Below are 14196 nucleotides of genomic sequence, written 5' to 3'. Positions count from 1 at the left end.
GGCAATTTTACATAAACAATGTGTTTAGCTCCAGTTAAACAGTGAATATAAGGGATAAGAGGGTCTAAGAGATGGAACAACGTCAAGTTAAAAAAGGCGGAAGAGTCATTTTACATGTGGATATGAATAGTTTTTATGCTTCTGTAGAAATGGCCCATAATCCTGTATTAAAAGGAAAACCTTTGGCAATAGCCGGGAATGCGAAGGAAAGAAGAGGGATTATTGTTACATGCAGTTATGAAGCACGTAAATTTGGTGTCAAAACAACAATGCCAATTTGGCAGGCACAGAAGCTTTGTCCCGGCCTTATCCTGATGGAACCTAATTTTGACCGATATCGCACTGCATCACAGGGGATTTTTGATCTGCTGCGGATGTATACACCACTTGTAGAACCCGTTTCAATTGACGAAGGCTATCTTGATATTACTGATTATTGTGAGAACCAATCACCCATAGAAATAGCTCATACGATTCAAAAAAGAATTATGGAAACGATGGATTTGCCATGCAGTATAGGTATAGCTCCAAATAAGTTTCTGGCCAAAACCGCTTCGGATATGAAGAAACCAATGGGAATTACGATTCTGAGAAAGCGTGAAGTGCAGGCTAAACTCTGGCACCTGCCAGTTGGTGAGATGCATGGAGTTGGCCAAAAAACGGCCGAAAAACTGGCCACATTAAATATTCATACGATTGGTGATTTAGCCAATGCGCATGAATTGGCACTTAAAAAACTTCTTGGTATAAATGGCATCAGATTAAGAGAAAGAGCCAATGGTATAGACAGGCGTGAGGTAGATCCGGAATCTATTTATGACTTTAAAAGTGTTGGAAATTCGACTACTCTTCCAAGAGATGTAACGAATCAGCATGAATTATTTGAAGTGCTGCAACGATTAAGTGAAAAGGTCTCTGGTCGTTTAAAGAAGAAGGAACTACTGACTATGAAGGTCCAAATTATGATTCGCTATAAGGATCGAAGGACTATAACACGAGGCAAAACTCTGGAAAATCCAATTAATAAGACTGAAGAGTTATACAACCATGCCCGGGATCTTTTTACAAAGCATTGGAATGGCAATCCTGTAAGGCTATTGGGCGTAACAGCAAATGAAGTGGTTGAGCAGCAGGAAGCAATCAAGCAATTGGATATTTTTTCGTTTGTTCAGGACGAAAAAGAAGTGAAATTGGGTACGGCTATGGAAAAGCTGACTAAGAAGTTCGGGGATAAAATTATCCAAAAAGGGATAGAAATAAATAGCAATCAAATAGATGCCAATACAAGTTTTAGCAAGGACTTCTTAAAGCGTCCCAAACCCAGGAATGACAAGGAAAACTAATTCGTCGCACTTGCGCAAATGGTGTAAAATTGCTAAAGTTAATACGGTTTAGTATAGCGAAAAAACAATGAAAGGAATGTTTACAGATGGAAAAACAACAAATCGGTGTAATCGGTCTGGCCGTAATGGGCAAGAATTTAGCATTTAATATTGAAAGCCGCGGATATTCCGTTTCAGTATACAATCGTTCATCTGAAAAAACAGATGCTATGATGAAAGAGGCGGAAGGAAGAAATGTCCATCCTACCTATTCAATTGAAGAATTCGTAAACTCTTTGGAAACACCACGTAAAATTTTAATTATGGTTAAAGCCGGTGCAGCTACTGATGCAACCATTGCCCAATTAACTCCTTATCTTGATAAAGGGGATATTCTAATTGATGGCGGAAACACATTCTTCAAAGATACACAACGTCGTAATGAAGAATTAAGCAAGCAAGGCTTCCATTTTATTGGAACAGGTGTATCAGGTGGTGAAGAGGGTGCATTAAAGGGACCTTCTATTATGCCTGGAGGCCAAAAGGAAGCGTACGAGCTAGTAGCTCCGATCTTAAAAGCAATCTCCGCTAAAGTAGGCGATGATGCTTGTTGTACATATATTGGACCGGATGGAGCGGGCCATTATGTGAAAATGGTCCATAATGGAATTGAGTACGGAGACATGCAATTGATTTCCGAATCCTATTCCTTATTACGTCATATTCTTGGTCTAAACGCTGATGAACTTCATGAAGTATTCTCTGAATGGAATAAAGGCGAACTGGACAGCTATCTAATCGAGATTACTGCTGATATCTTCACGAAAAAGGACGAAGAGACAGGCAAACCAATGGTAGATGTAATCCTTGATAAAGCAGGCCAAAAAGGAACTGGAAAATGGACTAGCCAAAGTGCACTCGATCTTGGCGTTCCACTTCCGATCATTACGGAATCTGTATTTGCCCGTTTCTTATCTGCATTAAAAGAAGAGCGCGTGGAAGCTTCCAAGGTATTAACAGGTCCTCAAGTGAAGGCATTTGATGGAGATAAAACAGCATTTATCGAATCCATTCGAAAAGCTTTGTATTTGAGCAAAATTTGTTCGTATGCACAAGGCTTTGCACAAATGAAAGCTGCATCTGACGAATTTAATTGGGATCTACAGTATGGCGATATCGCGATGATCTTCCGCGGAGGTTGTATCATTCGTGCACAATTCCTACAGAAGATTAAAGATGCTTATGATCGCAACCCTAATCTTAAAAACCTTCTTCTTGATGATTATTTCAAGGAAATTGCAACAAGCTACCAGGAAGCATTGCGTGAAGTCATTGTAGCGGCTGTCCAAGCTGGTATTCCGGTTCCAAGCTTTACAGCAGCACTGTCTTACTATGACAGCTATCGTGCTGAAACATTGCCTGCAAATCTTTTACAGGCGCAACGAGACTACTTTGGCGCTCACACATACGAGCGTGTAGATAAAGAAGGTATTTTCCATACTGAGTGGATGGAATCTTAAGAAACAACAAAAAGGACGGCCTAAAGATTCATGATCTTTAGGCCGTCTTTCTTATGTATAATGACAAAAAAATCATTCATACTAGTAAATGATTATACAACCCCTGGTGACAGAAAAATCGAAGTAGTCTCAAAATAAATTGACACTTCCGGCATATCTGGAATATACTATAAAAAATAAATGTAAAGGACTGATAGTGGGACGATGAAAATCTAATCTTATTTTCGCGATGTTTTTGAATAAAAACAGAAGCCTGAAAATTGGATTAGTGTGTCCATAACACGTTCTTTCGTTGAATAGAGTATAAAAGAATACGGCTGCAGTTAGTAGCGTGTGTTTATTTGTATACCTCTGTTGATAAACGATGTACACACCCCCTTCAGGCTTCTGTTGGGGTTTTTAGTTGTCTATTATAAGAGGTGATTGGAATGAATATACTCAGTCTGAAGGAAATACAGAAAAGCTATGGTGAAAGAACGATTTTAAAAAACATTAATATGGAGATAGGCAGCCGGGACCGAATCGGATTAATTGGTTTTAACGGAACAGGAAAAACAACATTGGCCAATATCATGACTGGAATAATTCAAGCAGATAAGGGAAATATTCAGTTTGGAAAAGAGAATGTCAGTATTGGATATTTACGACAATCGATTGAATATACAGTCGGTACCTTTCAATCCATGATAGAGTCGGGAGCTGAATCCGGGATGTTTGCGCTGACGAGTCAGCTTGGATTGGCAGGTACTCCAGGGTGGAATCCTGAACGTTTGGAACATTTAAGCGGGGGTGAGCGATTAAAGCTAGCGCTTGCACATATTTGGTCAACTGAACCTGATTTATTGATTCTTGATGAGCCAACAAACCATTTAGACCTGGACGGGATTCTTTGGTTGATAGAAGAGCTGGCATCGTATAAAGGTGCTGCCATGGTGATTTCTCATGATCGTTACTTTTTAGACCAGGCAGTCAGCCGTATAGTTGAAATAGAGAATGGGATTGTGCACAAGTATACAGGCAATTATAGTTTCTATAAAAAGCAGAAAGAAGAAAAAAGAAAAATTCAACAGCACCAGTATGACAATCAGCAAAAAGATAAGAAGCGGATTGAAGCACAAATGAATCAATTGAAAAATTGGTCTGAAAAAGCGCATCGTGACTCAACGAAGCATGGAACGGGCTCAGAAAGAAAGCAAGTGGGCAGAAAGGAATATTACCGAGCTAAGGCTAAGAAGATGGATATTCAGATTAAATCCAAGAAAAATAGGCTGGAAGCGGAGCTTGCAAAAAAAAGAATAGAAAAGCCTGCTGATGAAGTAAAAATTGAATTTGAATTTCAGGTCAATGACAAACGAGGCAAACGGATTATGGAGGCAAAAGATTTAAAAAAACAATATAGGGATCATGTAATTTTTGACAATAGTCATTTTTATGTAAAGAATGGGGAATGCATTGGTTTGATAGGTTCCAACGGGGCAGGAAAAACTACATTAATACGGATGATTTTAGATCAAGAGCCAGTCAGTGGGGGAGAGTTGTGGAAAAGCCCTACTTTAAAAATTGGTTACTTAAGTCAGGATGTAGGAGATCTTTCTGTTCATATGAAACCAATTGAAGCACTTAGATTATACGATAGAGATTCGATTTTCAAGGCGAAAACGTTATTTACAAATCTCGGTTTCACAGCTAGGCAAATAGACGAACCAATCTCCTCCTTATCAATGGGGCAGCGTATGAAAATAAAGTTAGTGCAAATGCTGTTGGAAGGGTATGATTTACTGATTCTCGATGAACCGACGAACCATCTCGATTTACCAAGCAGAGAGCAATTGGAGGAGACTCTTTCTACCTATGCCGGAACTCTGTTAATCGTATCGCATGATCAATATTTAATTCAACGTCTCTGTAATAAGCTATTGGTTATTAAGGAAAAGGTCATTCGACGTGTTGAAAGCAGCAATCAAAAAGGGCCTGAACAAATACCTGTAAATAAGCATATCGAAGAAGAGCTTATGGTTATTGAAACGAAACTAGCTGCAGTAATAAGTGAATTGAGTTTGTTAATTCCCGGTGATCCCAGTTTTGAAGCATTGGATAAAGAATTTAAGCGATTGGTTGATCAGAAGGCATTGCTGAATAGAAGCAAAAAGTAACAAGATATTCTAACCCATACGATAGATTTTTTGAGCAATAGGGAAGATAGAGAGTCAAAAAATGATTCCTACTGTTGAAGTCTTCTCTGAGAAATACCGTGCCAATAGTAAGGTATTTCTGTAGGGTTAGCAATTCTAAAATAACTGGACAGTACTTATAGTCGCGCATATTGTTTGAAATTGTCAATAAATATATCAAACTGTGGGTTTTATTAGCGATTTTCAAGTGCAGTCCTATTTTAACTATTGAGAAAGAAATAGCTCAAAAGAGTCTTTGAATGATAAAGATTTAACATGTTCCGACTAACTATGATCTGAAAAATAATTATTATAATATATCATGAATGTTTTGAAATTTAAAAATTTATCCTGTATAGTTTTAATTGTATTAGAAATACAAATTCGAAGGTAAAGTAGGTAAGACAGTATAAAATGCAGAAAAATAGCATTCCAAACTTATTGGGTCGGGTAGGAGAAATGAATTTATTTAGTATATTAAAATATTAAATTGGTGATTTCATTCATCGCTCGGAAAGTGCATTCTAGACTGTATTAAACTACTTACTACTAACGTAACGATAAGTAGGAGGATGAACAATGGGACGTTTACAAGATCAAGTAGCCATTATTACAGGCGGAGCGAATGGTATAGGTAAATCGATTGCATCTCGTTATGCAGAGGAAGGCGCAAAGCTAGTAATTGCTGACTTCAATGAAGAAGCATTACAGGCTACTGTCAATGAATTTAAAGCGCAAGATATCGAGATAATGGGTGTAAAAGTTAATGTGGCAGTTGAAGAAGATGTTCAAAAAATGGTAGAAGAAACAGTGGCTACATTTGGCCGCGTAGATATTTTAGTGAACTGTGCCGGGGTATTGGATAGAATGCAAGCCGCACATAATGTAGAAGATGCTGTTTGGAGCCGCGTAATGGATATTAATGTGGGCGGAGTAATGCGCAGTACGCGTAAAGTATTGCCATACTTCCAGAAGCAGGGAAGCGGTGTAATTGTAAACCTTTCTTCCATTACAGGGTTAACAGGCGGTCGTGGCGGATTTACCTATACGGCGGCTAAACACGCAGTCACAGGTATGACAAAAAATATCGCGTCACACTATGGGCCACAAGGTATTCGCTGCAATGGAATTGCACCGGCGCAGGTAGAGACTGGATTAACCGGTTCTGTGGAAGGTTTGGATATGGAAGGATTGCAATATGCGACTCGTGGTGTTAAATTGATGCCTCGTGCCGCTAAGCCGGCAGAAATTGCAGATATTGCCCTATTTCTTGCAAGCAATGAATCTTCTTACATCAATGGTGTTGTATTGGCAGCGGATGCAGGCTGGTCTGCTTACTAAACTAAAACCAAAGGAATCCTAGGTTTAAGTTAGGTTAAACGAATAGAGGATAATTGCCTATTAAAGAGTTTGTTATCCTCTTTTTTACTCCTATAAAAGTTCCTTTATCAATCTTGTTTCATTCATTCGTATTAATTATAAAGAAAAACGAATAAAATGTGATTGAATGTCTGGAAAAACAGAGGTATTTTAATAAAAGGATTCATTCATTAAAGAGGCAGCATCCCTACACAGGGATGCTGCCTCTTTGTTAAGTAAGACAGGATAATGTAAAAGTCGTTACATAACAACCTGTCTTTATTTATATTTCTTTTTAAATTTTTCAATGTTGGAGTTTGAACCGATTAGTAAAAAGTCGTCTCCTTCTTGCAATGGGAGATCTGCAAAATGAGATAATATTGGTTGTCCATTACGAAGAACCAAGGATACTGTTATATCGAATTTTCTAGAAAAGTTCAATTCATTCAATGATTTTCCATGCATCATTTCAGGTACTTGCATTTCAATAGCAGAAATATCCTTCGTGATTTCAATATATTCAATAACTCCTGTTAATAATTCTTGACGAGCCACTTTACGTCCCGCTTCTTCCTCTGGCAGGATAATACGATCGGCACCAAGGCTTTTTAGGATTTCTCCAATTTCTCGATTATTGGCTTTGGCGATAATTTTTTTCGCTTTTCTTTCTTTCAGCTTTTTCGTAATTAGAATGGCTGAAAAGGCGTCAGAGCCTATCGCGACAAAGACAGCATTGAATTGATCGACTTTCAATTCATCTAGCACAAGTGGATCACGGAAGTCTCCAACGATTGCATGAGTCGAATATTCATCTAAGCTTTCTAGATTTTTTTCTTCCCGATCAGAAACAATGACTTCACAATGTTGTCTGTATAACTCTTTTACGATGCCTGTACCAAATCTTCCCGCTCCAATGACTAGGTATGATTTCATGAGTAATGTCCCCTTTTTAGCCTACAGCTAGGTCTTCTTTTAAGTATCTTGATTTAACCTTATCGACTTTGAAAATGGTATAGATAAAACTAAACACACCTATGCGGCCGATAATCATCAATGTGATTAAAACTGTTTTTGAAACAGCTGTCAATTCTGTTGTGATGCCGAAGGATAACCCTGTATTTGTCAGGGCTGATAATACTTCAAACATTAATGGCTCCAATGGCTGTGGCTGCAGCATGGTTAATAAAATGGTACAGCCAAAAAATAATGCTATAAAAGTGAAGAATACCATAAACGATTTATCAACTGCTTCCTGAGCAATCGTTTTTTTATAAATGACAACCTCTTTTTGTGATTTAGCTACTGACAATACTTTAGAGAGCAATACAGCAAAGGTTGTTAACCGTATACCTCCTCCTGTACTTGAGGATGCTCCCCCTATAAACATAAATAAGGTTAGCAATAAAAAGGTAGTAATTGTGATCTGGGATACATCAATCGTTGTAAGCCCGCCATTTCTGGCTGTAGCTGAAAAAAACAATGAATTTGATAGTTTTTCCGAAAATGATAGCCCATCAAACGTATGATTTGATTCCAATAAAAAAAATACAGCCATACCGACAAAAAGGAGGAGCGAGTGAAGACGAATGTTTATCTTTGTAAACAAACTTTTCTTCCTTCTAAATGATAAGAAGTACTCAACCAGAGTCGGATAGCCTAAGCTCCCTAAAAAGATTGTGATGGCTGTTGTAATTAGGAAGAGATGATTATGTTTAAAAGAAATCAGGCTATCTCCGAATAAATCAAATCCGGAATTTGTAAAACTGGCTACTGCATGAAAAGCAGAAACAAATACCGCATCCCAAAAATCATCATATCGGGGCCGAATCTCTCCGAATAAGATAAAGAAACAAAGGGTTTCAACCAATAACGCAATGACTAATACGGAAATTCCGAGAGAAGTAATGGAACTCAATTTAGATTGGTTTTGGTCTTTGGATAAAAGAAGCATACTTGATACCGTAATCTTTTTATCCATTACAACAAATAGGTAACTGATTAATACGACAATCCCAATACCGCCAAGCTGCATTTCCACCATCAAGATGGACTGTCCAACTCTCGTTAATACCGTACCTACATCAATTGGAGTAAGCCCTGTTACGCTTAATGCACTTGTAGACAGAAACAGAGAATCCATAATGGATAACCCGCCTGTATTTGACTGGGGAATCCACAATAAAAACGCAAATAAAATAATACAACCTATGTATAGGTAAAATATTTGCCGGAATGAGTGGATTGAAGATCTACTTTGCTGCATTTTTATTTAATCTCCATTTCATCTTGTTATATTAGTTAGTTTAACTATAATATATCCTTTTATAGCAATTTCATCGTACTATAACTCATTGTAAAAAACCAAATAACATTTTTATTAAGGGATTTTACCAAACAACAATTTTTTACTCTATCACAATTCCTCGAAATTTAAAACAGAAAAATAAATTTTATATATGTATGTTTTATGACAGATATTTTTTAAATAAAAAAATACTAGTTAACTAGACAAATAGATGGAGATATTTTGGAAGAACTGAATATAAATAAGTGAGGACTATGATGGGAGGGGAACCATTATGGACAATATTCAAAATTTATATAAGCGGTATAAAAAGGGAGAAAAGTTTGCTAAACCCTTTAGTCAAAAGCAATTAGGCCAACTAAGCGCAAAGGATCCATCAGAATTGGCATCCAACAATAAGGTGGTTCAAGACATGTTAAAAAAATATTCACAGCAATTTCAAAATAACAGGCATTTTATATGAGTAATCTGGACAGAAAGAATAGGAAACTATGACCTTATTACATGTGAATAAGGGTCTTTTTGATGAGTAAACAAAGTAAAACCCCTTAGGTAGGGGTTTTAACAAAGGGCCATTCTTCTTTTTCAATCATGAGAGCATATTCAATATTTTCAGCTTGATACATAAGGGCGTAATGTAAAAATAAGATATTCTGTTTATCTATTACATCAAATTGAGATGAGTAGCTGGACAATATGGTTACTTTTTCACTTCCCCGATAGTTAAAATGGAAAACAAGCCTGTTTTTCTTCAATTTAGCAAGAGGAGCATCCCAGTTTAACACTTCTGGGTCGCCTGTTTCTTTTGAGAGTTCGGCATAATTAAGCTCCGTTCCGGTAAGGCGATTAAAATCTTTGGTTTCACATTCAAAGGTAATATTATATCTTTGTTTATAGCTGATTTTAAAATCCTCTAAAAAGTAAGCAAGAGCCGAAAAATAATCTACTTCCATCGTTTCTTCATCGAGAAATGTAAATAATTTTCCAATAGTGGCATCTGAATACATCGTTGACAGGAGGGTTGCTTTTGAGCTTTGCAGTTCAATGAAGGCCACAGCTGCTGTTTCTTTATCTTCCACCTCAAATTCCATTTGAAATAGCTTGAAGCGTTTGAGCTGTCTTGTTGTACTGGGGATAATTAGAAATAAAATAACCCAGACTGATAATAAGAAAATCCCTTTTATGATAGTGAGCAGAAAGGTGGAGGAAATTAAAGGCTTCATCACGTACTCCGTCCACCATGTGGCGGGTACAGCGGTTGATAAAGGGATGGGTTTCACATCTCCCCATACCAATTGATAAAGGGTCCAGCCAATGATGAAAAGCAATCCACCATAATAGATAAACGTCAGTACATCGTTTAATAATTCTTTAATTGATAAAAGAAGTTGTTTGAGGACACTTGGAATCCGCTTCACAATTTTTTAGCCACCTCTTCGCATTTAACAGGAAAGAGTTAAAAAATTAATCATAAATATATATGCGAAGAGGGGGAAGAGTATGCTACTTGAATCCTAAATTTTAATTACTTTATTTAGCCGCTAAAATAACGGTTGGATCCTCAGGTTTTGGTTTGAATGTTATCAGTGTTTAGCTGTACTATCGGCTGTTTTAATCGTAATACCACCAAGTTTTGTTTCAGCCTGAACATTCGATATCGCTGTTTTCGCGACACCTTTTCCTATATCTATACCTATCGGAGCCGAGTTCTTTATAGAAATATTGCTTAAATGGATGTAATCAGTATGCTGGTTGCCGCCAACCACTTTTATATCTGTACCGGCGGTGTGGAAATTCTCGATAGTTAGATTGGCAAGCGTGATATGACGGGACTTATATTGGATAGAAATCATCGGATTAGTTTTGTAGTCATAATTCGGATCTCCAAGCAAGGTAAAGTGATTAACGATCACATTTTGATAAGCTGATATAACAAGGCACCGTGGTGTAGATCCTTTATAAAGGTCAGTGAAAACAGGGGCGATCGCCACGATATTTGTTGCTGTGATATTATAGGCTGATTTAGATTGCGGTTCGCCTTGTAGATGGTGTCCAATGTGCCGGAAGTTATACGAGCGATTATCATGGATAGAAATATGACCGATGATATGAACATTTGAAGCAGCCGATGCTGTTGCATGCGCTTTGATTTCAACTCCACCAAAACATCTGGTTGAAGAATTATTAATCAGCCAAACATCATCAGAACCATCATCTATTTCAAACCCGTTGGAATTAGAAAATCCCTTTTTATGCGCTCTTCCGCTTGGATCACACATATGGCTGTTCGTAATTAAAATATGGCTGCTGTGGTGTGTCGTAATGCCATCATCACCAAAACCATGCCCATTGAGATGATCTAACCATATATATTTGCTCGGCCATCTGGAACGTGTGCCATCTCCAAAATATGTATAGTAGGCGGCAGAAACATCAAAACAGTGTAAGCCGGCATTACGGGCTGCAACATCCTTCACCCATCCATACGTAACGTGTGCATATGTTAAACAACTGGAACGGTTGTTACCTGCGCTTGTATGAACATCCTGTGGAAGTCTTTCCACGTTCCAGTCAAGTGTCATTCCCTGCACGAGAATATGATGATTGCCTAAAATCGGGTTCGCGTTCGTAATAAGAATAGCTTTCTTAGGAGAGTCACTGGCTAATTTAAGAATCGTTTTATCTTTGCCCTCACCGACCAAACAGGTATAGGAAGGGAGCTTCAGACCTTTTGTAATAAAAACACCTTCCGGGATATAAACCATTCTCCTCCCTTTGCCAAGAGCGATTTCAAATGCTTTCGTATTGTCTGTCAAACCGTCACCAACAGCCCCATAATCCATAACGTTAACTTGTTCCTGAATACTTTGATTAAGATGTTGATATTCTAAATCCAATTTCTTTTTCCACTCAGGATAAGGATGACCATCCAGAATGGTACAACCAGGAGGATTTAGAAGAGGAGGCTGTCTTTTTGTTGTCAATAGTAGACGGGGTAATATATATTTCTTGTTTTTTTTAGGTTTTATGTTGCCCTCAGGTTGTGGAGGGAACATATTTATTGTCTCTTCAAGTAACCTATGGGTCTCTTTTGCCAGACTTGCAGCGGTTTGCTCTAACGGAATCCATCTGGACAAGAGAATGGCATTTTTATTGGGATCATGATTTTTGGATAAGTACAGCATAATGAGCTTTACACCTCACGTAATTAGAAAGAATGGATGTTAGTGTATTCCCTTTGTCCAGGTAAATTAATCGTAATCAAAATGTAATGTGAATTGTAGGTATCTTACCATATTATATGGGTATAAAATATAATGTTTGTATGGATCGTACAACTGGGAAATTTGCTGAAAGAAGGAGAATCCAATTGAAAAAGTTATTTAAAACTGAAATAGGAAGTTGGATTATCTCTATAGTATGTGCCATTGTCTTAGCTTACGTTGTCAAAACATTTTTCATCTCCTTTTTCATAGTAGAAGGCGCCTCCATGGAACCAACGCTTTATAACAATGAAAAAGTCTTCGTCAATAAGTTGGCGGCATTTAATGGTTCAGTTGACCATCAGGATATTGTGGTGATTCGAGATGAAGAGAAAGATAAATATTATGTAAAGCGGATTATCGGGTTACCTGGCGACAAGGTTGAACTAAAGGATGACACACTCTATATCAACGGGAAGATTAAAGATGAACCCTATCTACCAGAGGAACAAGAGGAAAGTGATTTACTGAAGATTAATAGGACAGGTGACTTTAATGCAGTGAAAGTTCCGGAGGATCATTATTTCGTGATGGGGGATAACCGTTGGGATAGCAGGGACAGCCGTAATGGGCTTGGCTATATAGATGAGGATGATTTAGTCGGTACATGTGAATATGTAATCGTACCACTTAAATATGCGAGAAAAACTGATTAAAAGCAGTGAGTCTATAAATCTTCCCTATAAGAGATAAAAAAGATGAATCGCTCTAAGTCGATTCACCTTTTCTATCTTAAATATTCCGCTTATATGTTTCTTTTGTCAGCACTGGGAATTGATCCACTGGAGCATCCAGCTTTTGTACGTTGAAAACTTCACCATATTTTTCGAGATCACTGGCGATTGCATCCTGCAGCTCTCGGGTTGGAACCTCCACATTGTATTTAGTACCTTCATGCAGAAGCCTTGGCTCCGTTTCAAAATAAACATAATACATGGAAAATCCCTCCAAACTATTGTTTGGTTGTTGTATTCCCTTTTTAAGATTCTCAAAACAAATGAATTAATGAATTTGGAAGAATTATAGACCGTTTACTTGGTAAATATGGATATCCTTGTAGTTCACCTTTGAATCTTTGTTTTTCATCTCAATCTTGCCATCGAATATGGATGTATCGTCTTCGAAATTATATATTTTTATAAATGGCTGCTTTTGTTCGCCTCTATAAGTGATAATCATCTTATTTTGATATAATTCCATATTGTGTTCAAAAGTATTTGGTTCCAATGGAATAGTATTTTTATTTTTGATTTTTTGATTCTCCAAATCATACATAACCATGTTAACTGCTTTGTTCCCATTATCTTCTTTAATAGTGGAAGTATATAAAGAACGATTATCATAAGCTAGATAATGGGCATCATCTTGTAAAAGCTGTTTCGCCAAATCGGCCGGAAGTTTTACTTGTTCTGATTTTCCAGTTTTGTAGTTGTAAGCATATAATTCACGATTGGTCGTTTGGATATTTTCCCCAAACTCATCAGAGATTGATTTATCCAATTGGAATATAAAATTAGGATTAGATTGAGCTGGATTAATGTCTATTAAGCCAGTTATATAAAAGCTCTGACGATCCGTCTGTTTTTCTGTAATTAGGATCGAATTGTCGTCGACTAACTTCTGCTTTTTAAGGTCAATCGTGTATTCATGAAGCTGGCTTCTTCCATATTCATCCATACTTTCGCTGAGTGTCATTACACGTAATTCATTCATAATGATTTGAGTATCAAGGATCTCAATATAGGATGCACTTCCTTGATTTGGTAGTTTTACTTCGAAAGAATTTGTATCCTCTGTTTTTGTGTTTAGCTGATCAATTTTGAATCTGAAATTATACATTCCATGTTCAGAGGAAAAATCATAGTTGAAGTTGACATAAATAACTTGTTTTGTATCATTATAGAGCTGGATATTAGAATTTTTCCCCCTCATAAAGGAAGGATATCGATCAGTTAGATCTCTCAACTCAGTTGTTTCTTTTCTTTTACTCCAATAGTCCATTTGCTCAAAAAAGGATAAGTCAGACCGATAAAGGGAACCCTCTTTAGTAACCTTGAGATCTTCTGTAAATGTAAGGTCTTCATAACTGGCTTCTAGGGTTACTGTATCCAATAGTTTGGCGTCTCCATTAGTTTGTTTAATGTAAAAATCAGGAAGGTTAGAAGAGGAAAAAGCCTGATTTACATAAAAAATAGAAAGAGATAACACGGTAATAAGCAGAATCACGATTGAATTTCGGTATATTTTCATTTGTTT

12 protein-coding genes are annotated in these 14196 nt (G+C 37.2%); 6 read left to right on the top strand and 6 right to left on the bottom strand.

Features of this window, described 5'->3' with window-relative positions; genetic code table 11:
* The first annotated feature begins 71 nt into the window (after nucleotides 1–71).
* The 4 genes from AC58NB_RS12280 (at nucleotide 72) to AC58NB_RS12265 (ending at nucleotide 6354) form a co-directional block, all read left to right on the top strand.
* The gene (locus tag AC58NB_RS12280; RefSeq protein ID WP_497427126.1) at nucleotides 72–1343 is read left to right on the top strand and encodes a DNA polymerase IV; all 1272 of its coding nucleotides are present in this window, start codon (nucleotides 72–74) and stop codon (nucleotides 1341–1343) included.
* A gap of 86 nt (nucleotides 1344–1429) precedes the next feature.
* Nucleotides 1430–2842 carry an NADP-dependent phosphogluconate dehydrogenase gene (gene gnd / locus AC58NB_RS12275; protein ID WP_497427125.1) on the top strand — a complete coding sequence of 471 codons (1413 nt, stop codon included), beginning with the start codon at nucleotides 1430–1432 and terminating at the stop codon, nucleotides 2840–2842.
* 428 nt (nucleotides 2843–3270) lie between these two features.
* Nucleotides 3271–4995 (top strand): ribosomal protection-like ABC-F family protein, encoded by a 1725-nt coding sequence (abc-f, locus tag AC58NB_RS12270; protein ID WP_497427124.1) that lies wholly within the window; start codon nucleotides 3271–3273, stop codon nucleotides 4993–4995.
* A gap of 597 nt (nucleotides 4996–5592) precedes the next feature.
* Nucleotides 5593–6354: a glucose 1-dehydrogenase gene (locus AC58NB_RS12265; RefSeq protein ID WP_497427123.1), complete on the top strand. Its 762-nt coding sequence runs from the start codon at nucleotides 5593–5595 to the stop codon at nucleotides 6352–6354.
* 297 nt (nucleotides 6355–6651) lie between these two features.
* On the opposite strand, the gene AC58NB_RS12260 is transcribed toward AC58NB_RS12265, so the two are convergent.
* Nucleotides 6652–7305 carry a potassium channel family protein gene (locus AC58NB_RS12260; protein WP_497427122.1) on the bottom strand — a complete coding sequence of 218 codons (654 nt, stop codon included), beginning with the start codon at nucleotides 7303–7305 and terminating at the stop codon, nucleotides 6652–6654.
* Nucleotides 7306–7321: 16 nt separating this feature from the next.
* Nucleotides 7322–8635 (bottom strand): TrkH family potassium uptake protein, encoded by a 1314-nt coding sequence (locus AC58NB_RS12255; RefSeq protein WP_497427121.1) that lies wholly within the window; start codon nucleotides 8633–8635, stop codon nucleotides 7322–7324.
* 316 nt (nucleotides 8636–8951) lie between these two features.
* On the opposite strand from AC58NB_RS12255, the gene AC58NB_RS12250 reads away from it, so the two are divergent.
* Nucleotides 8952–9140 (top strand): hypothetical protein, encoded by a 189-nt coding sequence (locus AC58NB_RS12250; protein ID WP_497427120.1) that lies wholly within the window; start codon nucleotides 8952–8954, stop codon nucleotides 9138–9140.
* Between the two features lie 85 nt (nucleotides 9141–9225).
* Here AC58NB_RS12250 and AC58NB_RS12245 read toward each other — a convergent pair whose 3' ends face one another.
* Complete coding sequence (locus tag AC58NB_RS12245; RefSeq protein WP_497427119.1) at nucleotides 9226–10095, bottom strand: hypothetical protein; 870 nt, start codon at nucleotides 10093–10095, stop codon at nucleotides 9226–9228.
* A gap of 165 nt (nucleotides 10096–10260) precedes the next feature.
* Complete coding sequence (locus AC58NB_RS12240; protein ID WP_497427118.1) at nucleotides 10261–11862, bottom strand: glycosyl hydrolase family 28-related protein; 1602 nt, start codon at nucleotides 11860–11862, stop codon at nucleotides 10261–10263.
* 140 nt (nucleotides 11863–12002) lie between these two features.
* Between AC58NB_RS12240 and lepB the strand changes: the two genes are divergently transcribed.
* Nucleotides 12003–12596: a signal peptidase I gene (lepB, locus tag AC58NB_RS12235; RefSeq protein ID WP_497427212.1), complete on the top strand. Its 594-nt coding sequence runs from the start codon at nucleotides 12003–12005 to the stop codon at nucleotides 12594–12596.
* A 76-nt stretch (nucleotides 12597–12672) separates the two neighbouring features.
* Here lepB and AC58NB_RS12230 read toward each other — a convergent pair whose 3' ends face one another.
* Nucleotides 12673–12876 carry a hypothetical protein gene (locus AC58NB_RS12230; RefSeq protein WP_497427117.1) on the bottom strand — a complete coding sequence of 68 codons (204 nt, stop codon included), beginning with the start codon at nucleotides 12874–12876 and terminating at the stop codon, nucleotides 12673–12675.
* Between the two features lie 84 nt (nucleotides 12877–12960).
* Complete coding sequence (locus AC58NB_RS12225; protein ID WP_497427116.1) at nucleotides 12961–14190, bottom strand: hypothetical protein; 1230 nt, start codon at nucleotides 14188–14190, stop codon at nucleotides 12961–12963.
* Between the last annotated feature and the right edge of the window lie 6 nt (nucleotides 14191–14196).

The sequence above is a fragment of the Pradoshia sp. TA40_28 genome, from assembly GCF_059694525.1.
Note: the sequence above shows the minus strand (reverse complement) of the source record. Positions and strands in the feature narration are given on the sequence as shown.